Genomic DNA, 23,464 nt, shown 5'->3' with positions numbered 1-23,464 from the left:
CTTATATATAGTGTATTTTTTACGTCTAGCATTAAGCTAGACGTAAATTCAATCATTATTTCTTAATTTCTATTATGGTTTTTCGAATTGAGACCATGTTGAAGGTCCGTAGCGTTCATTATCTCCTTTAAAGAAGAAATCAAGAGCAAATGATTCAGCTTGGGGTAATGTATATTCTCTACTCTTCATAATTAAAGTTAAATAAGAAATGAAATATTCTTTTGTTAACACACTTGCATGATTAACAGTCATCGTTGTTCTCTTCCTTCTATTTAACAGCTTGAATAATAGCTGAGACAATATAATTTTCTAAATCATAATTAGGTTCCCATTCACGGATAAATTCTTTTGACTCGTCTTTAGATACAATCGAGATATTTGTAAAGCCAGCATCCTTTAAAAGTTCTTCATATTCTTCAATCGAAACAGCACCAGAAATACAACCAGAATATAAATTCATATCTGTTAAATAACTCTCTGGCAAGGCTGCCGTTAAAACAACATCTGAAATCACTAAACGTCCACCCGTTTTTAAAATACGGTAGGCTTCTTTGAATACTTGTTGTTTGTTTGGCGAAAGATTAATCACACAATTTGAAATGATAATATCAGCTGTCTGATCCGCAACAGGCATATGCTCAATTTCACCTAAACGAAACTCTACATTTTCAAAACCTGGCTTTTCTGCGTTACGTCGTGCCTTAGAAATCATTTCAGGTGTCATATCAATGCCAATTACCTGACCATCTTTCCCCACCATTGGTGCAGCTAAGAAGCAATCGAAACCACCGCCAGAACCTAAATCGACAACAATTTCTCCAGGCTTCAAATCTGCGATTGCTTGTGGATTACCACAACTAAGTCCCATATTTGCTCCATCAGGAATAGAAGCGAGTTCTTCTTTTGTATAGCCCATTTTTTGCGAAATTTCTTCGATGGAAATATTTTGATTATCATTCGGATTGCAGTAGCTAGTAGCTGGAGTACAGCATCCTTGTGTGCTGTTCAATTTCAAGGCTACTTTTCCATAATTTTCGCGTACATTCGCACGAATATCATCTTCTCTTTTCATTTCTGCAACTCCTTAGCAAGATTTTGGTGAATATCCTATTAATACTAAACCTAGTTCACCATTCTCATCCTCTGCATGAATCGTAACATCTGTTAATTGTGGTGCAATATCAGGATGAATGGCAACTTCGATACCTTCAATTGTCTGTACAGCATCATCTTCTGTCGGTGCTTCAATGCCTACACCTAAGTTAACTCCGCAGCATCCTGCAATACCAAAGAAACGAAGTGTTTTCACCTCTGAATCAGCTAATACCTGCTCTATATAATTTTTACCTTCCGGACTCATTTTCATTTAATTGTCTCTCCTTTAAGTTCATGTAACCCTTTTGTTCCAACTGGTGGAGTTTTTACCCATGGGATTGCCACGAATTGATTGTTGCTGATGGATTTGATTTCTTCTAGCCATTTTGTTTCGGCTTGTTGTTTTTGTATTAATGTTGGACTTGTTGTTTCGATAGATGAAAATGTCTGATTGACAACCCACCAACCAACAAATAACCCAGCTCGCTGTAAATCTTCCTGTAAACGCGTTGCTTCAAAAACAGGTGTTGCTTCAGGCAGTGTTACGATTGCTACACTTGTATAACTTGCATCACGTAACCGTGGTAACAAGTTTGAAACAGCTGGAGGGAATTCACCTTGCGAACGGCTTATTTCACGATGATAAGCTTCTGTTGCATCTAGTAACAACAACGTATGGCCAGTTGGTGCTGTATCAATAATAATGACTTCATCTTGATGATTTTCTACAACATTGGCAAATGCTCGGAATACAGCAATTTCCTCAGTACAAGGGGAAGCCAATTCTTCTTTCACAAATGCTAAGCCTTCTTCATTCATTGTTTCACTTGCTTTTGCAAGCACTTCTGCCTCATAATTTGCAACTTCTACCTTCGGATCAATACGACTTACCGTTACATTTTTAACTTTGTCATCACCGAACGTCCAGTTTAAATGCGCTGCTGGATCAGTCGTAGTTAAATGCACGCGGATACCCTCTTCTGCTAAGCGTAGGGCAATATACGAAGCAACTGTTGTTTTACCAACCCCACCTTTACCCATTGTAAAAATAAGCTTCGGTTTACGCTCTGAATAATCAGCAATCATTTCTTCTACTTCAGGGATCGTCATACCTTTGTCTGCTTCATTTTCATGTGTGATATCTTGATCTGTCATCCATGCTTGCATACGCTCAATACTTGATAATGAGTATGGTACAAAAGGTAAATAGTATTGTTCAAATTGCTTTAACCCTTTAGGAATTAACCCTAATGCTTCTGTTTGGCGTGCTATGAATGCCTTCTCTATTTCATCATTAGAATTAAGCTCTTTCATATAGCCATTAACTAGTAAGATCTGATTTTGAATACCGATTTCTAACAGTTCATGAGAAGCACGTGCTGCCTCTTTTAAAGGGTTTCCGTCTGGACGTGTCACAAGCATTAATGTCGTTTGATCGGCGCTTTTTAAACGTTCTACAGCCTCTTTGTAGATTTCACGTTGTGGTTCTAATCCTTTTAATGGACCTAAGCAAGATGTACCAGTAGTGTTATCATCTAAGAATGTAGACCACGCAGAAGGTAGTTGTAATAGACGTAATGTATGCCCTGTTGGAGCTGTGTCAAACACGATTGTATCGAAATTTTCAATCACTGAACGATCCGTTAACAGTGTTGCAAATTCGTTAAATGCTGCAATCTCAACTGTACATGCACCTGAAAGTTGTTCCTCCATGTTTTGAAGAACTACATCAGGCAGTTTCCCACGGTATGGGCCAACCATCTGCTCTTTGTAATGTTGAGCAGCCTGTTCAGGATCTAGATTTAATGCGAATAAATTGTCTATCCCTTTAATTTTTGTAGGCGTATTAGAAAGTGTTTGACCGAAAATATCCTGTAAGTTGGATGCTGGGTCCGTACTAATTAACAGCACCTTTTTTCCCTCACCCGCAATAGCTATTGATAAACTACAAGCAACGGATGTTTTTCCAACGCCCCCTTTCCCTGTAAAAAAGAGGAAAGGGGTGTCCGGAAATTGACTTCTTGTAAAGCGTTCCATTTTTACGCATCTCCTTTTAGTGAGAAGCGAACTTTTGGTTTTTGTAATAGTTCTTCTTCTGAAAGTCCCGACCACTGTGAAAATTGCTCATTAGTAGGGTATTTCCCTTTACAAAGTAATTCTCCATCTATAAACGTTGCAGGAAGGGCATCCATACCTTCTGACATTAGAAGTTGATTGATTGCTTCATTTTCCACAAAAGCATTCGGCTCGCTTGTAAGATTAAAACGCTCAGCTTCTATATCTGTTTTCTTTAAATTATTCATTACAAATGACATGCGTAATAGCTCTGGGTCTATAGATGGTCCACATAAGCCTGTAGAACAGCACATTGCGGGCTCATAAATATGAATTTTTTTCATTTTATTTCAACTCCTCAGCTACAAATTGTTTAATACGTTTTCCAATAGCATCACGTACGTTTTGGAAAACTTCCCACTTCTCTTCTTCTGTACCTGACGCCTTTGCTGGATCTTCAAATCCCCAATGCTCACGACGTACATGAGATGGCGTCATCGGACATTTATCTGCTGCATCTCCACAAAGAGTAACAACTAGTATTGCATTATTTAATGTCTCAAAATCAATTAGATCAGATGTATGATTCGAAATATTAACTCCTACCTCAGCCATAGCTTTGATAGCTTTCGGATTTACACCATGTGCTTCAATACCAGCACTTTTGACTGTCCAATCTGTAGGCAATAATTTTCTTGCCCACCCTTCTGCCATTTGACTACGGCAAGAGTTACCTATACATAAGAAATAAAGTGTGTTTGTCATATTACTATAATTTAATCGTTTTAAAATATTTTTTGTGCCAGCGTAAGGCAACCCACACAAGACCAATGAGAACTGGTACTTCGACAAGTGGACCGATAACAGCCGCAAATGCCACCCCACTATGAAGTCCAAAAACACCTACAGCTACAGCAATTGCTAACTCAAAATTGTTACTAGCGGCTGTAAACGAAAGAGCTGCTGTGACAGGATAAGATGCACCTGCTTTACGAGAAGAAAAGAATGAAACAGCAAACATCACAACAAAGTAAATGAACAATGGGATAGCGATTCGTACTACATCAAGTGGTAGTTCGACTAATTTTTCACCCTTTAAGGCAAACATCATCACAATAGTGAAAAGCAGTGCAATCAAAGTAAGTGGAGAAATCTTAGGTAAGAATTTTTCTTCATACCACTGTTTCCCTTTTGTTTTGATGCCGATCCAACGTGTTAGAATTCCGGCAGCAAATGGTATTCCTAAGTATATAAGGACGCTTTTCGTAATTTCCCACATTGAAATCGATACATTAAAATTATCTAAGCCAAACCAACCAGGTAATACATTTAAGAAAAAATAAGCAAAAATTGAATACGTTAAAATTTGAAAAATAGAATTAAATGCTACTAGACCAGCTACATACTCGCGATCTCCTTGAGCTAAATCATTCCACACGATTACCATTGCAATACAACGAGCTAAACCAATCATAATAAGCCCAGCCATGTACTCTGGATAATCTCGTAAAAAGATGATTGCCAAAAAGAACATTAGGAATGGTCCAAGTAACCAGTTTTGAAAAAGTGATAGTAAAAGCACCTTCCAATCCTTAAATACACGCCACATTTCCTCATACTTAACTTTCGCTAAAGGTGGATACATCATCACAATTAACCCTATGGCAATGGGTATAGATGTTGTACCAACCGACATGGATTCTAATGCTTCACCAATATTGGGCATTGTGATACTTAATAAGATACCTATACCCATAGCAACAAAAATCCAAAGGGTAAGGTAGCGATCTAGAAAAGAAAGCTGTTTAGTTAAGGATTCATTCCTCATTTACATTTCCTCCTACGTGGCAACAGTCGGTTCCACAATCACATCCAATAACAGGTTGAATCTGATCTAAAATACCTCTCATCAAAGGGGTTTGATCCTCCACTAAACGATAATGTTTCCAAGTCCCTACTTTTCGCTCTGTAATAATACCTGCCTCCTTTAATTTTCGAAGATGTTGACTAACTGCTGGTTGTGAAATGCCTAGAACATCCACAAAATCACATACACATACCTCCCCATTTTTCATACATGCAAGTAATTTAATGCGATTCAAGTCAGCTGCTGCTTTTAATTGTTTTTCAATTAGTGTATTTTCCACTTATATGCTCTCCTTATATAATCGTCCTAATCGAATACAGGTGATTAAATTGTTATATAACTATATACTTATATTATGCTTACTGAATGATAATTGCAACAGATTTTCACCCATTTTTTCTAAAAACTTTTGACACTTTAGAGTGTTAAAAGTTTCGTATAAGTTCAAAAATAAATCGTGATTATGTACTAATTAGCAAAGCTGCCACTCTTATGAATAAATTTTATATGAGTGTTGTTGATCCAGTAGTGTTGACCAAAGACTTGCCACATCTAAAAAGCTTGACGTAATTAGGACTAAATGGAATTTTTTAATTATTCGTGATCTCCATATAGAAGGATCAATGCCATTCAGTGAACTATTAAAATCAAAGGAATTAGCCCGAACTCCGTCTTAATACTCTATAGGAAGTTTCCCCCTCGTGTAGTATATACGTCGATATTACAATAAATGAAGTTAGTTCTTCAGGTAAATATGCAACACATGAAGTATATTTAGAAGGTCATGTTGTTGGTAATGAGAAAAAGGAGAGCTCTGCTGTTGTAGATACTTCTGAAGATAATTACTAAATAAAATCTGTTGATATAAACGCGTAATAATTTATAGAACCCCCTTTGAACAGCTAACACAATTTGTTAGCTGTTCTTTTTATTGCACATTTTCTTTCGACTGATCCTCACTTTTAGGTGATTACATTAATAATTGAAATAGAATTTTACTTAGTTATCAGGTGATTTTTACACTTTACAGTCCGATACATTATTAGTCAAAAAATATTTTAAAGACACAACGATCTTACTACCCACTTTTTATTTATCCCACACTCTCATCTGCTAGTACTACTATTTTTTATTACCAAATTAGCCGTTTCAATCGGATGGTTAAGAGGAAAATGATGACCATATGGAACAAAATCAACCTTACCAAGATGCGAAGGAGCAGAATAGCCCCTGTCATAATCCCCCCAAATAATGCGAAGATTATACTTTGTTACTTCATTGAAATCACCTTGATCGATTTTCAATAGTAAACTGTTAAGCTGAACCGTAGTATTTAAAATTCTAGGAGAAGTAAAACTGTTACTTATTTTTTCAATATAATGTTCAGGGATGTTCTCCGTACTTTCAAATAAACCATTACTTAATAAATAACGCTCTATCAAATTAGTAGTTGCCAATTTCAATGTCCATTTGTTCATAAATTGAGGAACATTTATCGATTTAGCATTTTTTTTAGCAACAGGTGGCTGAAGTAAAGTAATTGTATACTTCTTATCTATGTACTTTTGTACTAATGCTTCCAAAAGAATATACGCACCAAATGAATGGCCAATTAGATGGGCACCATTAGTAGCTTTCTCCAATAACTTATTCACTACATTCAAATAGATATTTAAAAGGTTTTTCTCTCGTTTAAAAGGCGAACGTCCCAAACCTGGAAGGTCCATGATCCATACAGGTCGACCTGTTTTTTCATGAAGCTCTTTTCCTAAAGGAAATAAATCCTCTCCATCACTTAATAAACCATGTAATAAAATAAACGGTTTACCCTCTCCTTGTGCTTGGTAAATGGTAGTGTTATTACATAATGTTCGTTTAAATAAATGACTGTGCTGGCCATTTTGATACATCATGCGATAATCCAGATCAGCTATTACGGCTGGGAGAAATTTCATTACATTTGTCTCCTTAAACCAATCTTCTCCCATAATCTTTTTCGCTGAACCATTTGAAAATGTTCGATTTGTAATAAAGTTCAGCCCATCAGCAGGAATATGGGTTATTTTGCTTACGCCACTATTCATAAGTGCTTTCATAAATGGCAATGGGGCAGAAATTTTAGGTGCAGTCATATTCATACTTTCTGACATAGCGTCTAATAATTCTGAAATATTCTGATCATGTTGTTTATCTTCAACAAGTGTATATGTTTGTATAGTTGGTTGCTCCAATCTGAAAACCTGTACAATAAACTTTGCTAGTTCATCGTTTGCAATAAGTGGTAATCTATATTCCTTACCTCCAGGAATCACTGGCAGGAGCCCTTTTCGCATACTCATCACAAGCAAGCCTAAGCCTCCTGTTTGCTCCGTACTCCCTGTTTTACTACTACCAACTACAGTTGGTGGATTAATTACTGAAAGCGGATAACCTACTGTTGATGCCTGCTGACGGATATAAAGATCTGCTAAAAACTTTGTTCTCTCATATGGATTTTTTATTTTCAAAAAATTGTTTCCTTCTTTAAACACATCTATCGCAATCTTGCTATTTTTATCATCAAAGGGACTCATATAGCCTACAACATGAATAAATTGTTGCAATCCCTTCAATTGATGAATATTTTTAGCGAGTTCACTAATATGTTGGGCACCATTCAAAAATATGGAAGCTGCCTCATTGCTTGTCGATTGAATATCCATGGGGCCTCCTGCGTGAATAATCACATCCGTTTTCAATACCAACTCCTTATCTTCAGCACTTAGACCTAAGTCGATTTTCGTCAAATCACCTTCAATAAAGTGCATAACTGCCTCTTTTAAGATGCCTCTTTCTTGATAAATGCGAGTTGCTTTACTTTTCGATCTCACTAATAGAAGAATTGTAACATGCTCTTTGGCTAATTCCTTCACTAATTGCTTTCCAATAAAACCTGTTCCACCAGTTAAAAATACTGTTCTCATATAAATCCTCCTTTTAGTACTATTCAGTACTAATTTGATGTAAAAAAAATGCTTCTTTTATCGAAGCAAGTTAAAAAAATGATCTGCTGTTTTCATGATTACAGTTGCATCCTTCAGTGTTTCTGAAATAAAAAGCGCTCCTTCAAGATTTGTAATAAAAAGAGATGCAACCTCGTCAATATTAATTGTCTTTCTAAATTCACCATTCTCTACCCCTTGTTTAAGTAATAGAGAAACTTTCGTTTGTAATCCTGCAAAAAAAAGACCTATTTTTTCTTTTACTTTTGTGGCATTTGTAGGGCTTTGAATATAAAGCGTAATAAATGGACAGCTCCCCTTATATTCTCTCGTCTGAACTCCTTGTGTTAATTGCTTTAAAAACAGTTGGGTACGATCTTCAACTAATAATTGGTTTTGAGATAGTAAGCCATCAATTGCAGATTGATACATTTCAATCCAATAATCAACGACCCCTTCCAACAATTCTTCCTTATTAGAGAAGTGATAATACACATTAGACTTTGAAACTTTGCTTACACGAACTAATTCATCCATGCTTGTATAAGCAAACCCTTTTTCTAAAAATAATGTTGCAGCTACTTCAATCACACGTTTTTGATTCATTAATTTTCCTCTCGTCATAATTAGTACTGTACAGTACTATGAAAGGTGTTGCAAGTGTTTTTGTTAGTTTAATAAAAAAATTGATCAAAAAAGCTATACTTTAATTGATTTTACTGCTAAATATCAATCTCGTTTTGAACAAAGTTGAACTGAATCCCAAAACTGTTTTGGATGGCTTGTAATTTTTCAGTTTTAACGCTAGGTTCATATATTTTGTAGTCACTAAATTGTTTAGAGGAGATGCTTTTATGCCCATTTCAGTACAGCATATTCGACATGCTACGATTACTGATTGATCCGATGTTGAGGAAGCCGGTAAACTTTCACCTGTCCCTTTTAATGCTGCCATGATGAACTTGTTTTGTATATCGAGATGAAAAAAATTACTCAGTTAATACAGTCACTAGTTATGAATACGATTCACAACTCTTCTTACCTTTTTAAAAGAAAACATCGCTCGGTAAAACTGCCAGAATGATTTATGTTAGATAACTTTAACTATAATATTCGTATTTTACAAGATACATGAAGTGTTCAGCCGATGAGTGAATAGCATTCCCACTCCTTAAATGCGTATATTTAAGATTGTTGAGTGTAATATAATTCGGTTTTCATCTTTTTGTCAGAATTATTTATGAACAATTAGCTTTAACAATATATATAACTTCAATTTATAATTCCCGCAACGGCTTTTTCGCCAGTCTTGGACTGATTGCTTTAACGATGTCTGTTAGTGTTACGCCATTCACAAACTGTGTTTTTTTTGCTATTTGGAAATTGAATTGGTAATTTTTGAATTGATATAATAACTCTCCTTTTCAATTTTTGTTTCCATTTAGGCAAATAAAAATCTATATTTGTCTAGTGAGGATATTAAATAATCTAAAAAGACGCTTTCCATGTTTCCAGGAAAGCGTCTGATTGTTGAACAATGATAATCATCCTAAATTACCCTTATTCCTCTATTGGTCAGAAAAATACGAATTTAAACGTTTAAGAATTCAAAGAATAACCCTGTACAAATGTTTAAACCTTCTACCCTGTTACGCTGCCATTGCGGTTTCTTATTCCGACCATGGTGAATGTAAGATACAATGACAGAAATTCTTATTTTTATATTCTGGTCTAAAATGTTGAACAATATCTTCCTTCATATTACCAAAAGTAGTTTCTGGCTTATGCTTAAAGCCCCCATAAAACGCTGGGATAATTTCTTTCTTGAAATTGTTACGAGGGAAGGCTTTTATAATTTCTTCACGTAAGTGCGCAGGGAATTGTTCAAATCCATCCCCCATCACATCTAAGCCAACACCTGAAAAGAGTAGTCCTACTTCAGTCTCTTTATGTTCTGCAATGCCAGGTGTAGTGTGTAATGCGATTGCATCCCATACTAGACGAATCGATTCATCTGGAATTTGATATTGCTGTAAGAAGCTTCTTGCTGCATTTGCACCGTCCACTTCAAATCGTAAATCTGGGCTACTAAATTTTTCTGTTAAGCCTAAATCATGGAATAATGCACTAACATACAGCAACTCTAAATCATAATTCTGTTTTGCATTTTGGCCGTTGACTGCACCAAATAAAAACACACGATTTGAATGATTCCACAACAAGTCATTTCCATGCTCACGTAAAATATCTACGGCATCTTTCGCCAATTGAGAATCTGGAATTTTAATGCCTGCTATTTCTTGAAACATTATAAAAAACCCCTTTACAATTTGATAGTTCTTATCTTTATGAACTTGTCTCCATTGTAAAGAGAATTTTATCATGCGTCTATCACATCGTTTCTATAATAATAATAGATAAAAACTATAATGTAGTACTTAAAAAATATTTTAATTTAGATTTCAGAAAGAAAATATAAAAAAGGGCTACATATTATATATGCACCCTTTTTTTAGTCTCATTAATTATGTTTTATCTTTTCTTTCTCAATCAACATCGTACCTTTTTCTTTTAAGTTTGTATGGAAAGAGAAAGCTTTTTCAAGAATGTGTGGTGTATGACCGCCCACTTTTTCTTTTGCTTCTTCAAAGTAAGCACGTAATTGTGGTCTATACTTAGGATGTGCGATTTCGATAAGCTTTTCTGCTCTCTTCACTGGTGGAAGTCCACGAAGATCAGCATATCCTTGCTCTGTCACAATTACATCTACATCATGCTCTGTATGGTCAATATGCGATACGAAAGGAACAATTGTTGAGATAGCGCCATCTTTTGCTAGGGAAGACGTTACAAAGATTGTAATTCTAGCATTACGAGCAAAGTCCCCAGATCCACCAATTCCGTTCATCACTTTTGTTCCGCTAACGTGAGTTGAATTTACGTTTCCATAAATATCTACTTCAATTGCAGTGTTAAATGAAATAACGCCTAAACGACGAATAACTTCTGGATGGTTAGAAATTTCCTGAGGTCTGAACAATACTTTCCCTTTGTATTTTTTTAAATCTTCAGCTAGTGATTCAACGCGTTTTTTAGAAAGTGAGAACGATGTACCAGCTGCAAATTTAACTACACCTGCATCGATCAAGTCAAAGATACCATCTTGTAATACTTCAGAAAAAACTTCGATATCTTTAAACTGAGAATGTTTCATACCATTTAGAACTGCATTAGCAACAGACCCTACCCCAGACTGTAATGGAGCTAATGATTCTGTCAATTTTCCAGCTTCTACTTCACCAGCTAAGAATTCTAATAAGTTATTTGCAATTTGCTGTGTTTCTTCATTTGGCTCAAATAACGGTGATGGAATATCAGACTGTTCTGATAAAATAATTCCTTTTACTTTATCTGGATTAACTTTGATTCCAATTTCTCCAATTCGATCTGAAGCTTTGTACAGTGGAATCTCTCTACGCTCACCTTGATTCTCCGGTACAAAGATATCATGAAGGCCTTCGTACGCTTTAGGAGCAGTAGTGTTAAGTTCAATGATAACGTTTTCAGCTTGTTCCACAAAGATGGGTGAATTTCCCACAGAACCAGTTGGAATAATATAACCTTCTTCAGTGATTGCAGCAGCTTCGATAATTGCATAATCAATGTTTCCTAATGACCCTTTTCTTACTTCTTCTGCTGTATGTGATACATGCTGGTCAATATAGTATATCTCACCTGCATTGATTTTCTTACGCATTACAGGGTTAGCTTGGTAAGGAACACGTAAATTAATGATGTCAGCTTCCGCCATTGATTGGTCAGCAGTTGGCCCCAATGAAGCTCCAGTATATAGGTTGATTTTGAAATCTTCTTTCTCGCCACGTTTAGAAAGTGCAAGTGGAAACTCTTTTGGTTCACCGAAAAGTGTAAACCCACTCATTCCAAGATTCATCCCGTCTTCAATCCAAGAAGCTGCTTCCTCAGCCGAAACAATTTTATCTAAAAATTCTTTATTTCTAATGAATTGACTTAAATCTTTTTCCATTAACAATCACCTCATAGTAGTTTTATACCTTGTTTTTAACTTTACAAATTTTTGACATGATATTCATAGACATTGTTGCCAAAAAAACCCCCTTACAATGTCTACTTCTCATCTTCATGAGCTGTCTTGTCTACATTGTAAAGAGGACTCCACTGTTCGTCTATTACATCATTTCTATAATAATGATAGATAAAAACTATAATACAAAATCATACAAAGAATTAATGTCATCTTTCTCTATGTGAAAATGAAGCTTTTCGATTTCACGTACTAGTAACTTTATATATTCACGTGCTGCATAATTAATAAAACAGTTCTTTTTAAACATGAGATAAACTGCCCTTGTCAAGGATGGTTTTTCAATTTGTTGGAAAAATAAATCCTCTGTATCATAAAATTCGTATAATGTACGCGAGATAACACTACGACCAGCACCACTTCGAACTAAATCTAAGATAGATTTAATACTAGACGTTTCAACTATAGGCTCTAATGGCTTACCAATTTCATCGCTGGTCTTATTAAGTACTTTCCTACATTGATGCATACTAGGAAATAAAATAAGAGGGCCATCTAAAACAGAAGAAAATGATACTTTTTGATCTTCACTACTTTGATTACTAATTAGATAAAATTCTTCATCATACAACTTCGTTACTTGCAACAGTTCATTTTGATTAAGTTGAAAACCTATACCAAAATCAGCTCGATTCTCGAGAATGGCCTGTTCTACTTGGTCTGTTGTTTCAATGGACACTTTAATGTTCGGGTATAGCTGGTTAAATTGAATACACAAAGTAGATACCAAATCCGTTATTTCCCCTGGCAACACTGCAATCTTCAATTCCCCGACTTCTACTTTCGAAAAAGCTGCAATTTGAGAAGATATACTTTGAATAGAACTTTGAATGTTCAATGCTTCTTGTTGGACAATTTCACCTACCTTAGTAAGTTCAATTTTCTTGCCAACACGGTTAAATAGTGAATATCCTACTTCCTTTTCAAGCGTCTTAATTTGATGACTTAAAGTGGGTTGTGAGATTCTTAATTTTTCAGCTGCTTTTGTAAAATGTAGTTCTTTACTAACCATTAAAAAATACTCTAAATGCCGTAATTCCATACTACTTCAATCCTTTTTAATGAAATTTTTATCACTTTTGTTAATCAGATAATTTAGTTATTAAGTTATTGTATTTTAAAGTAATAATCCTTTGATGTAAACAATATTAGTGCAGAAATTGGACGGTTTAGTTTTTTAGAGAAACATGTGCATGGTAACCTTCAATAATAATTTCCCTACTCGCTCAGCTCTTCCTAATTCCTTCATTTAAATTTTGCATTTAACTGTAATAATCCCACGATTTTTTTATCCATTTGATCCATAAATTAACCGACCTTTTTTTATAAAATAGAATATCCTAAATTCTTTATATAATAAACCTAAACAATCAAATATCCTTATTAAACTTATTTATCAGCCTTCTATATATGTATAAAATAAGGACATTAGGAGGCGATTTGCGATATGAAAAAGATTTTATTATTATTAGCTGACGGTTTTGAAGCAGTAGAAGCTAGTGTATTTACAGATGTACTAGGTTGGAATAAATGGGAATGAGATGGATCAACCGAGGTTGTAACAGTTGGTCTACCTGTACTTGGAATTTTACTGTAATACCCGAAAAACGTTGATGATATTCAATTAGATGAGTTTGATGCACTAGCTATTCCAGAAGGAGTTGAAGAAGCTGGTTTTTATCGGGATGCATAGAGTAGAGAATTCTTAAATGTTATTCAACATTTTTATGCCAAGCAAAAGCCCATTGCAAGTGAAGTAATGTGGAAAATCGCAATGCTCTGGTTCTATTTTTAAAGCCAGAGAAATAAGGAGAATGGTTTGATGATTACAATACTTATTTAGGAATAACTTAAAATACCTTAACTAGGGTTTGCCAATACCCCTGATTTAGATGGATATGATGCTCCAGATAAAAGAGAACGAAAACAATGCGTAATAACAGAGGATAATGGAATTGATAAAAGGTAAGTGTCCTTTACATGCACAATGTAATGAAAAGAATATTAATTGACTAAAATAGGAGAATTTTAATGATTGCAACACTTTTTACCTATATTTTGTTAGGTTTATCTTTAGCAATACCTGCAGGTGCTATGACTGTCCAAATGGCTAAACTAGGAATGCGGAATGGTTTCATATATGGTTGGTTTGTAGGTATCGGAGGAATGACTATAGATTTATCTTTAATAGTCCTGATTTATCTAGGATTCTCTAGTATATTAACCAATCCATGGGTAAAGACAGTTATGTGGCTACTAGGTTTTGTGTTTTTATTGTTTATTGGAATACAAAGTATTAAAGAAGCAAAGTCAGAAGTGAATATAGAGGGTGAAGATCCTAATAAATCTTTATTAACAGCTTATTTATCTGGTTTCATAATTGCTATATCACCGGCTAATGTTGTATTTTGGATAGGAGTTTTTGGTCCGATTCTAGTTTCTTCATTAGGTAATGCAAGTACATCTACATTTATATTAATAGCTATAGGTATTTTATTAGGTATCTTTATGCATGATATGGTCTTATTAAGCTTTGTCCATTTTACTAGACGTTTTCTAAATCCAACCTTTATTAAATGGGTATCTATATTTGCCGCAATAGTACTATTCGGATTTAGTGGTTATTTTGGTTACGAGTTTATAAAACAAGTAATTACTTTTATCTAGGTCTGTTAAAAGTGGTAAATGTAGCATTACCGAATTAACAAAAGATAGGAAAAAGGAAATTCGAAAAGCACTCTTAGAAAATTGTCCCATACGTTCCGATTTTTAGAGTACGATCTCCTTTTACCCAAAATACTACAACTGTTTACACTACCAGATAATATTAAAAGTATCTGTAAATCAATAAAAGGCAATACAATTACCTGTAAAGGATATCTAAAATAGCTTTTACTCGTTATTTATTTTGGTGCAATTACTTCTTTACCACCCATGTATGGTCTTAAAACTTCAGGAATTACTACGCTTCCATCAGCTTGTTGGTAGTTTTCTAAAATAGCAGCAACTGTACGTCCAATCGCAAGACCTGAACCGTTTAATGTATGAACATATTCTGGTTTTGCATTTGACTCACGACGGAAGCGGATATTCGCTCGTCGTGCTTGGAAATCCTCAAAGTTAGAGCAAGAAGAAATTTCACGGTACATGTTTTGTGCAGGAATCCAAACTTCTAAATCATATTTCTTCGCTGCAGTAAATCCTAAATCTGCAGTACACATTTTTAGTTTACGATATGGTAAGCCTAGTAATTGCAGTATTTTTTCAGCATGACCTGTTAACAACTCTAGCTGTTCATAGGACTCCTCTGGTTTTACAAAGCGTACTAATTCTACTTTGTTGAATTGGTGCTGACGGATTAAACCACGTGTATCACGACCCGCAGAGCCTGCCTCTGAACGGAAGCACGCACTATAGGAAGCAAAGCCTTGTGGTAAAGCCTCAGCCAGTAAAATTTCATCACGATAGAAGTTTGTTACAGGTACCTCTGCCGTTGGAATCATGAAATAATCTGTTTCCTCTAATTTAAAAACATCTTCTTCAAATTTAGGAAGATTTCCAGTACCCGTCAAGCTATCACGATTAACGATGACAGGTGGTAGCATTTCCTCATAACCATGCTCCTCTGCATGTAAATCCATCATAAATGTCATTAATGCACGTTCTAAACGAGCTCCAAGGCCGCGGTAGAATAAGAAACGGCTACCTGTTACTTTTGTACCTCGTTCAAAGTCCACAATCTTCAAATCTGTAGCAAGATCCCAATGTGCTTTAATGTCAAAATCAAATGTTGGAATTTCCCCCCAAGTATATTCTTCTACATTATCGTCTTCTGTTGTCCCTACTGGTACAGATTCGTGTGGAATGTTTGGCAAGCGCATCATCATATCTTTAAAGTGCTCTTCAACATCATTTAGTTGAACATCTAGCTCTTTAATTTCATCACCTACTTGACGCATACGAACAATAACTTCATCTGCATTTTCCTTGTTGCGTTTCATAATTGAAATTTGTTCAGATACTTTATTTCGTTCTGCTTTTAATTCTTCTGTTTTAGCAATTAACGCACGACGCTTTGCATCTAAATTCTCAAAGTCATCAAAGTTGCCTAAATCTTCATTACGTGTTAATAGCATTTCTTTAATTTCCGCGAAATTATCGCGTACACGTTTAATATCTAACATCGTCATACCTCCAATAGTTTAATGACATTGCATCCATTAAGTCTTTGCGTAATTACGTTGCAAGCTAAACTCCAATAGCTCCGTTTTGAATAAAAATAAACACAAAAAAGCCCCCATCCCTAAAAAGGGACGAGAGCTACCCGCGTTGCCACCCTAATTGATTAGGCATATACCTAATCCACTTATTTCATAACGGCATTTCAGCCGGCTACAGCCTACTTCATTCACTTCGACTGTGCAACTCCAGGACGGATTCACAAGTGTTTCTATCAGCTTCCACCAACCGCTGACTCTCTAAAAGAAACGTGCTTGCTACTACTTCCCATCATCATGTTCAGTTATTTAAAATTTAACCATACTGTACTATATGAAAACAGATTTTGCAAGCCATACCATAGGATACAAAATATTCTAGAATTCTTGAATCACAGGTTAATTCCGGATGCACAAAAGAATTGCCTATGCAATTCAACATTTTTCAAGGAACACATCCTGATAGATTAATAAGTCTTTAGTTTTGCCCCCATTTATTTTCGAAAATAAGATGTTCTAAAGAACGCCTTTTTTCCCAATTAGCTAACTCCAAAATAGGTTTCTCTGGGTAATCATTAGTATAACCAATTGATATAAGAGCAATAGGATCAATGTGTGGTGGTATTTCTAAAATGTCTCTAATGTCATTCTTTTTATAAAAACTTACCCACCCCATCGCAAGTCCTTCAGCACAAGCTGCTAGCCACATATTTTGAATAGCACAGGCTGTTGATAAAATATCTGTTTCAGGAATTGAATTTCGTCCTAATACATGTGAACCTCCTCTTGTAGGGTCACATGTAACACAAATAGTTAAAGGAGCTTCTTTTAAACCCTCAATTTTTAAATCAAGGAATTTCATTTGTTTTTCCCCATCATAATGAATAGCTAATGCTCGCCTTTCTTTTTCGGCTGCCCAAGCCAATTTTTCTTTAATTTCATCAGTGGAAATCAAAATAAAGTTCCAAGGTTGCATAAATCCTACTGAAGGTGCATGATGAGCTGCATTTAATATTCTATGTATAATGTTTTCAGGGATGGGAGTTGACAAAAAACTTCGAATATCTCTCCTATTATAAATCACTTTATAAATAGACTCTTTTTCTTCATTAGAAAACATAAATTTCTCCCCTTTCTTTTACAAAAATATTTATTTTTAATATTAACTGATTTTTCATTATTCCGCCACAATATTTGAAGGAAAATGCATAATTACAAAATTAAGGGATTTTTCAATACTCCATAAGCTTTTTTAGTTATATTCAAAAACCATGCTTTGACATTGTCTAGAGCATGGTAATTATTTAAACTAATATAAATCTGCTAAGTTGATTTTTTTAGCTCATCTATTTAATGAATTCATTAACTGGAAAAAGTATTCAGGTTTGTGGGTCTTATTTAGGTTATACCATGAATGTAATGTATCTGGTGCAAATACATCTAATTTTTTCAGTACTTCCTTCGCAAATTGCAGAGGAGCTATTCCTGATGCAGTAACTAAATTCGCATCAGATACCGCAGATCCCAACTCATAGAACTTTTCTCCTTTATAGTTAGGACATACCATTTTAGTGTATTCTAAATTATTACTTGTATGCTTTCTAGTATCTAAGTATCCCATATTCGCAAGGGCCACAGTTGCCCCACAAATTGCAGCAACAATAGTGCCAAGCTTTAAAGCTTCGCCAATTCTTTCCAAAATAGGTTGATGAATTTCTTCACTCCAAGTAGTCCCTCCAGGTAAGACTAAAAGATCTTTACTCTCAAGCGTACATTCATCAAGAGAAATATCTGGTTTTATGCTCAGTCCTCCCATCGTAGTAATCATTTCTTTATTAGCTCCTACTGTAATTACTTTTAAAGGTGCTATTTCTTTTTTGAAATATCTTCCTGTGTTTAGTTCGGCAATCAAATATCCATATTCCCAGTCTGACATTGTATTAAATACATAAAGATACACTTTTTTTGTTTGCATTCAATAACGCTCCAATCTCAATTAATATAGCCTATTATATGATAACTTCACTGACAGCTAACGTCAGTGAAGTTATCATACTTGATGAAATTGTATTAATTCCGACAAAACTTCAATAAGTCTTTTCTTTAGACTTATTGGCTCAATAACTTGAATAGCTTTACCATACGGTAAAAGTAAATAAGGTACATATGTATGTATAATATCCTTTTCAAGAAGAAATACTGCTTGATTTGAAGTCCGTTCTTGTAAATAATGTCCTAAAAACCAATGTTGGCAAAGATCCCCCAACGTCCCTGTATTCCCATTAATAACTAAAAAAGTAATCCCTTCTTTATCTTCTATAGTTGGAAGGAGGTTTTTCATAAAAAAGTCACGTGCTGAAAAATTTTCTGGCCGGTTAAACGTATTTTCGGTTAGCATTAGACTTTCAATTCGATCTACTCTAAAACTACGAATATCATTCCTAAGATGACAAAATCCAATCACATACCACTTATTATTCCAATAGATAATTCTATACGGATCGACCAATCTATAATTTAATTGCTTTTCTCCACTTTTATGGTAAAGAATTTTTACTGAGTACCCGTCAGCTACGGCCTGCTCCAACTCCTTCAAAAAAGGTTCTGTAGAGAGTGAACTTAATCGACTTATTACTTCAAGACTAGTTAAATGTTGATTTATCTTTGTTTCTTGCTCTTGATTTGAGTACTTACTTAGTTTTGAAATGGCCCTATTTAGTGCTTCACCTCCATAATATCCGGCTTCTTCTGCAAAAACAGCAGCGTGAAATAGTGAAGTTTGCTCCTCAAAATCAAAAAAAAGAGGAGCTTCAATAAAATTATTTAATAAAGTATATCCACCGTTATGTCCTGTGTCTGAAATTATAGGTACACCACTTGTTGAAAGTGTATCAATATAACGATAAACAGTCCTTATATTAATCTCTAACTTTTCTGCAATTTGTTTTGCAGTAATTTTTTCACCTGAACGAAGCATCCATAGAATTGCTAACATATTGTCAATTTTAGGCATATAATTCCACCTCTATAAGGAATATTTTCTATTTTATATTTCCGATTTTTGGTATAACTCATCAACTGTTCCTTTCCGATAGCTTTCTATATAATGAGACCCTAGACATATTTGTAATTTCACAAATGTCATTTCTCCCTCTTTATAAAGCTTTACTGCATGATTTTAATGGTACTTCTTTAATCGGCCTTTAAACTTTCCTTCTTTCTTAGCAGTTCAATCCTTTCACGCTGCCGCATACGGATAAGATATGTTTAAATAGCTTAGCAACAACAGGTCTGAACTCGTTTCATTAACCTAGGAATAAGTTGATTTGGTAAATGAAACAATTCGAATAGACGGAAAAGAACGGATATTGTCCCTTCATCTACACTTAATTCCGCTTCTGGCATCCTATAAAGCTTCTATAAGATCCTATCAAATTTATCCAACAGAATCTGTTTTTCTAAATAAAAATCGTAAAACATTAAATCCGCGGGGTTAACATTTAGAAGTAACGTTAACATTGTATAACTTAGGGATTTCCCTTTTCTATTAGGTTGTAATCATATCATATATGGATTATAGTCCTTTAATAAAAAATAAAGTTTAGTTCTGCAAACTTAGAAAGATAACTTTAAATATAATATTCGTGTTTTAAGTAATTTGAGAAGTGTACAGACGATGGACGAATCGCACTTTCACTAATTTAATACGAATGTTCGGTTAATCTATTGCAAAATAGTTCGTTTAAATCTAAAACAGGTGATATTTTTACCGTACTAGTTACACGTAGCATAGTTATGGGTATGTCAACTAAAGAAGATGGACTTATGTATGGTCAATTCCATACAGCGAAAGCTCAACTGGGCGTTAAACTACTATGTCTTAATTAGACTAAAGGTTGGTTAGTTCCCTACCGTTAACATGTTAATTAATCCTGACAAACCTTCTCTCCAATTAAAACTGTTGTTATTCCATAATAATTTCATGCCAGCTTACTATTGCACATTTTGTTTTTTCCACTAACCTACCCCGCTACTTTAATAAAAAACGACTCCCTAGTAAAGAAACTATAAGACTTATATGTAGGTCAAACTGCAATACCCCAACATAAATTATTTATCGATTATGTATTTTCACATGGATTAACAAATAATCATTAGTAATTTTTGGTAGAGTGGGTATGGAGATGCTTTATGTATTGGCGTATTGTTCCTTTACGAAAATAAAATTTGAGACCATCAATAATGGTGATCTTTTCTTTATCTCCGAATAATATTTCCCTATGTTACGAGTACCCTAACGTGAAATATTGGTTGCATAAAGAAAAACCAGGATGGATATCTCCATGCTGGTTAAATCTAACTTTTGGGGTTCACTACATTAATGGACGGACTCTATGCTTTAATTTAAGTAAATATATACTTCTACAGTATTATATTCTTCTAAATATACAAAGTCCCGTCTTTCTACGTTATAAAATGCATTTCCTAATCCTACTTTATCACCTACATTAGGTAATACAGGTATCGTATTTTCAATTTTATTAATCACATGACCTTTGCCGTTTGCATTGCAATATATTATAGTTAACTTCTTCAGAAGAAATCACTCTCCCTCTGATTTATCATATGTAGATAAATTCAATAATACTTATGCGATAAAACTAAAAAGTTCATTATTAATAATAAATTTAAAAAAGGTCACTCATTTAAAAACAATGAGTGACCTTTCAAAAACCTACTATATATCAAGAGATATATTAATATAAAAGTTCTCTACTAAAAAATTGAGCACTATATATAGTAGCTATGCCAATTTATTAGTCCCGTTATTTATTGATTGCTGAATTAAGCCGGTAAGGGTTTTAACCCCTTTTGGTACTAAATGAACGCCGTCTGGTTCAAAATATTCCGGATGATTAATCGCTGCGGCATGCCAATCAATCAATGTGATATTATCGTACATTTGTGCTTTTTCATACAATGCATCATTTACATTTCTTTCCCATGAACGTGGTACTCGTGTATTCACTAAATAAATATTGGCGTTCGAGAAAGCTCCAAGAAGTGTCTCAATTTGCTTATCAGTAAAGTAACCGTTTGTGCCAAGCTGAATTATAACAGCCTTGTCTGATTGATTGAAACTAGCGTAATTTGGTACCAACTTAACAGCTTGATGGACTTGTCGCCCGATTTTTGCATCTATTGTTATGTTAGGGTATATTTCTTGCAAGCTTGAAGCAACATCTATCATTAGTGAATCTCCAATAGCTAGTATACCCTTGTAAGTTTTTTTAATAGAAACAGCATCTGAAACATTATCTTCCTTTTGGACCTTATTAGTTGTTTCAATTGCTTCTTTATTATCTTCTTTAGAAGAATCTTTCTCAGCTATTTCTAAATTCTTAACAGGTTCCTTACTGTTAGTAGACTGTTCTTCCCCATTTATTTTGATATCGGTCGGATGATCCTTCATTGAATCCTTTTGTGTTTCTCCACCCATACCTACGATTCCAGTAATAAACGCTACTAGGAATAAAGAAATAAGTATAGTTGATATTTTATTTGTTAAAGTAATACTTCCCCATTTTTTCAGATTAAACACAAAATATTTACGATAAAATGATCGGAATCCTTGTTTACGAATTGGCGATTCAATAAAACGATAAGATAGTTCTGCGATTACCAGTATAAGTACTAGTTGTAAGCCTACACGCCAATTGGCAGGATTCCCAATTTCATGTATTGGAGTACCCAGCACTATAATTGGATAATGCCAAAGATAAATTCCATAGGATCTTGAGCCAAGCCAACATAGAGGTTTCCAAGAGAGTAGTTTTCCTAAATAACTAGCTGGATGACAAACACAGGCTATTAATATAGCTGCATTAATGCAGAAAAAAACATCCCCCCTCTGTATAGGAAAGCTTGATATTCATCAACAAAAATAATACATAAAATAATGATACTAAAAGAAATCACACTTATAGAGTTTAGTGTATTGACATTTTTATTTGATAATTTTTTTGATGTAAGTTTTTTCATAGGCCAAACGAAAGCTAACCAACAGCCTATTAATAACTCAAATGACCGAGTATCTGTCCCATAATATACTCTACTTGGGTCTTGCCCTGGTTGATATAGCACACTCATTAACACTGCGGAGCTTAAAGCCGCAATAAAAACGAAAATCGATAATTTACTTTGCTTTTTAAAAACATAAAGCCCAATAATCAATAGAATTGGCCAAAGAAGGTAAAATTGTTCCTCGATTGCTAATGACCATAAATTTTTTAGAGGGGAAGGAGATCCGAAGCTATCAAAATAAGATAGTTTATGAAAAATGAACCACCAATTACTTGAATAAAAAACAGAGGATATTGCGTCTCCACGTAACGAATTTAAAAGCTCCTTGTTGAAAAACATTACCCAAACGAATGTAGTCATAATCATTACATACGCTGCAGGTAGTAGACGTCTAAACCGCCCAATCCAAAATTGACCTAAACTAACAGTCAATTGGTTCCCTTTTAAAGGTAAAACTGTAGAGGTTATTAAATAACCTGATAACACAAAAAATATATCTACTCCTAAGAACCCACCTCTTGCCCAACCGAAGCTAAAATGATATGCAATTACAGCTAAAACTGATAAAGCTCTAATTCCATCTAGTCCTGGGATATAACGATGATTAAAAGTCTTGCCTGACATAACTCTCTATTCCTCCACTTACATAAAATTTATCAACGTTATTTATGATGTTAAAATGTTAATATAAAGCTAAACATCGTCCCCTTTTTCTTCAATTATTATCAATTCCTTCGCTTAAATTAAAAGCTTATTAGATACTAAAAGTTTAAAAAATATCCTACAAAATGTTCGAAAAACTAAATTTACTTCCTGAGGGCAAGGAGGAAAGTATCGAATCTTCACGTTCATAAAATGGAATTCTATACTAGGGTGCTTTTCCTTTGAAAAGGCTTTCTTTCACCACAATAAATATTCACAAAATACTTAGGGATAAAAGAGAACTTTTACTTTCTATATTTCTATTTAATATTAAGTGAGGAGAGTGATTCCTAAAAAATTTAACAACGATTTAAAATATGTAATGTAATCGTAACACAAT

At 34.4% G+C, this 23,464-nt stretch carries 18 protein-coding genes, 4 pseudogenes and 1 other annotated feature; of the genes and pseudogenes, 3 read left to right on the top strand and 19 right to left on the bottom strand.

Annotated features, from left to right (window positions below; genetic code table 11):
* Nucleotides 1-72 precede the first annotated feature (72 nt).
* Genes PVA17_RS20715 through PVA17_RS20680 form a run of 8 tightly spaced genes read right to left on the bottom strand, consistent with a single transcriptional unit; the run spans nucleotide 73 to nucleotide 5,297 of the window.
* Entirely contained in the window at nucleotides 73-252 is a 180-nt protein-coding gene (locus PVA17_RS20715) for a hypothetical protein (RefSeq protein ID WP_274068809.1), read from the bottom strand.
* Between the two features lie 16 nt (nucleotides 253-268).
* The gene (locus PVA17_RS20710) at nucleotides 269-1,072 is read right to left on the bottom strand and encodes an arsenite methyltransferase (protein WP_274068808.1); all 804 of its coding nucleotides are present in this window, start codon (nucleotides 1,070-1,072) and stop codon (nucleotides 269-271) included.
* 12 nt (nucleotides 1,073-1,084) lie between these two features.
* Entirely contained in the window at nucleotides 1,085-1,366 is a 282-nt protein-coding gene (locus PVA17_RS20705; protein ID WP_274068807.1) for a Fe-S cluster assembly protein HesB, read from the bottom strand.
* Nucleotides 1,363-3,132: an arsenical pump-driving ATPase gene (gene arsA, locus PVA17_RS20700; protein WP_274068806.1), complete on the bottom strand. Its 1,770-nt coding sequence runs from the start codon at nucleotides 3,130-3,132 to the stop codon at nucleotides 1,363-1,365. Before arsA ends, PVA17_RS20705 begins: the two co-directional genes overlap by 4 nt.
* Nucleotides 3,133-3,134: 2 nt before the next feature.
* The gene (gene arsD / locus PVA17_RS20695; protein WP_274068805.1) at nucleotides 3,135-3,494 is read right to left on the bottom strand and encodes an arsenite efflux transporter metallochaperone ArsD; all 360 of its coding nucleotides are present in this window, start codon (nucleotides 3,492-3,494) and stop codon (nucleotides 3,135-3,137) included.
* 1 nt (nucleotide 3,495) lies between these two features.
* Nucleotides 3,496-3,915 (bottom strand): arsenate reductase (thioredoxin), encoded by a 420-nt coding sequence (gene arsC / locus PVA17_RS20690; protein ID WP_274068804.1) that lies wholly within the window; start codon nucleotides 3,913-3,915, stop codon nucleotides 3,496-3,498.
* A 4-nt stretch (nucleotides 3,916-3,919) separates the two neighbouring features.
* Complete coding sequence (gene arsB / locus PVA17_RS20685; RefSeq protein ID WP_274068803.1) at nucleotides 3,920-4,978, bottom strand: ACR3 family arsenite efflux transporter; 1,059 nt, start codon at nucleotides 4,976-4,978, stop codon at nucleotides 3,920-3,922.
* Entirely contained in the window at nucleotides 4,968-5,297 is a 330-nt protein-coding gene (locus PVA17_RS20680) for an ArsR/SmtB family transcription factor (protein WP_219362460.1), read from the bottom strand. The genes arsB and PVA17_RS20680 overlap by 11 nt, the downstream gene beginning before the upstream one ends.
* Before the next feature lie 227 nt (nucleotides 5,298-5,524).
* Between PVA17_RS20680 and PVA17_RS20675 the strand changes: the two are divergent.
* A pseudogene (locus PVA17_RS20675) lies at nucleotides 5,525-5,673 on the top strand (winged helix-turn-helix transcriptional regulator); the annotation flags it as partial.
* 450 nt (nucleotides 5,674-6,123) lie between these two features.
* Here PVA17_RS20675 and PVA17_RS20670 read toward each other — a convergent pair.
* The 5 genes from PVA17_RS20670 to PVA17_RS20650 all read right to left on the bottom strand — a co-directional run bounded on the left by PVA17_RS20670 (nucleotide 6,124) and on the right by PVA17_RS20650 (nucleotide 13,163).
* Nucleotides 6,124-7,980 carry an alpha/beta fold hydrolase gene (locus tag PVA17_RS20670; protein ID WP_274068802.1) on the bottom strand — a complete coding sequence of 619 codons (1,857 nt, stop codon included), beginning with the start codon at nucleotides 7,978-7,980 and terminating at the stop codon, nucleotides 6,124-6,126.
* Between the two features lie 57 nt (nucleotides 7,981-8,037).
* Nucleotides 8,038-8,604: a TetR/AcrR family transcriptional regulator gene (locus PVA17_RS20665; RefSeq protein ID WP_274068801.1), complete on the bottom strand. Its 567-nt coding sequence runs from the start codon at nucleotides 8,602-8,604 to the stop codon at nucleotides 8,038-8,040.
* Nucleotides 8,605-9,668: 1,064 nt separating this feature from the next.
* Nucleotides 9,669-10,307 (bottom strand): HD domain-containing protein, encoded by a 639-nt coding sequence (locus PVA17_RS20660; RefSeq protein WP_274068800.1) that lies wholly within the window; start codon nucleotides 10,305-10,307, stop codon nucleotides 9,669-9,671.
* 212 nt (nucleotides 10,308-10,519) lie between these two features.
* On the bottom strand, nucleotides 10,520-12,043 hold the full coding sequence (locus PVA17_RS20655; protein ID WP_274068799.1) for a succinyl-CoA:acetate CoA-transferase ScpC: 1,524 nt from the start codon (nucleotides 12,041-12,043) through the stop codon (nucleotides 10,520-10,522).
* A gap of 196 nt (nucleotides 12,044-12,239) precedes the next feature.
* Entirely contained in the window at nucleotides 12,240-13,163 is a 924-nt protein-coding gene (locus tag PVA17_RS20650; RefSeq protein WP_274068798.1) for a LysR family transcriptional regulator, read from the bottom strand.
* A gap of 405 nt (nucleotides 13,164-13,568) precedes the next feature.
* Here PVA17_RS20650 and PVA17_RS20645 point away from each other — a divergent pair.
* Both PVA17_RS20645 and PVA17_RS20640 read left to right on the top strand, forming a co-directional pair.
* Nucleotides 13,569-13,898, top strand: a pseudogene (locus PVA17_RS20645) (DJ-1/PfpI family protein); the annotation flags it as partial.
* Between the two features lie 254 nt (nucleotides 13,899-14,152).
* Entirely contained in the window at nucleotides 14,153-14,788 is a 636-nt protein-coding gene (locus PVA17_RS20640; RefSeq protein WP_274068797.1) for a LysE family transporter, read from the top strand.
* Nucleotides 14,789-15,024: 236 nt separating this feature from the next.
* Here the strand turns inward: PVA17_RS20640 and serS are convergent, their stop codons facing one another.
* From serS to PVA17_RS20610, 6 genes and pseudogenes are all read right to left on the bottom strand, one after another.
* Nucleotides 15,025-16,305 (bottom strand): serine--tRNA ligase, encoded by a 1,281-nt coding sequence (gene serS, locus PVA17_RS20635; RefSeq protein ID WP_274068796.1) that lies wholly within the window; start codon nucleotides 16,303-16,305, stop codon nucleotides 15,025-15,027.
* Between the two features lie 122 nt (nucleotides 16,306-16,427).
* Nucleotides 16,428-16,643: a binding site (T-box leader), on the bottom strand.
* Between the two features lie 173 nt (nucleotides 16,644-16,816).
* The gene (bluB, locus tag PVA17_RS20630) at nucleotides 16,817-17,458 is read right to left on the bottom strand and encodes a 5,6-dimethylbenzimidazole synthase (protein WP_132362230.1); all 642 of its coding nucleotides are present in this window, start codon (nucleotides 17,456-17,458) and stop codon (nucleotides 16,817-16,819) included.
* Between the two features lie 222 nt (nucleotides 17,459-17,680).
* Nucleotides 17,681-18,313 (bottom strand): type 1 glutamine amidotransferase family protein, encoded by a 633-nt coding sequence (locus tag PVA17_RS20625; RefSeq protein ID WP_274068795.1) that lies wholly within the window; start codon nucleotides 18,311-18,313, stop codon nucleotides 17,681-17,683.
* 75 nt (nucleotides 18,314-18,388) lie between these two features.
* Nucleotides 18,389-19,351, bottom strand: coding sequence for a helix-turn-helix transcriptional regulator (locus PVA17_RS20620; protein ID WP_274068794.1), 963 nt, complete (start codon nucleotides 19,349-19,351; stop codon nucleotides 18,389-18,391).
* A 61-nt stretch (nucleotides 19,352-19,412) separates the two neighbouring features.
* A pseudogene (locus PVA17_RS20615) lies at nucleotides 19,413-19,599 on the bottom strand (helix-turn-helix domain-containing protein); the annotation flags it as partial.
* A 1,543-nt stretch (nucleotides 19,600-21,142) separates the two neighbouring features.
* Nucleotides 21,143-23,046: pseudogene (locus tag PVA17_RS20610) on the bottom strand (acyltransferase family protein).
* Nucleotides 23,047-23,464 lie beyond the last annotated feature (418 nt).

Source organism: Lysinibacillus sp. CNPSo 3705 (genome assembly GCF_028674935.1).
Lineage (GTDB): Bacteria > Bacillota > Bacilli > Bacillales_A > Planococcaceae > Lysinibacillus.
This window is presented reverse-complemented; position numbering and strand designations above follow the sequence as displayed.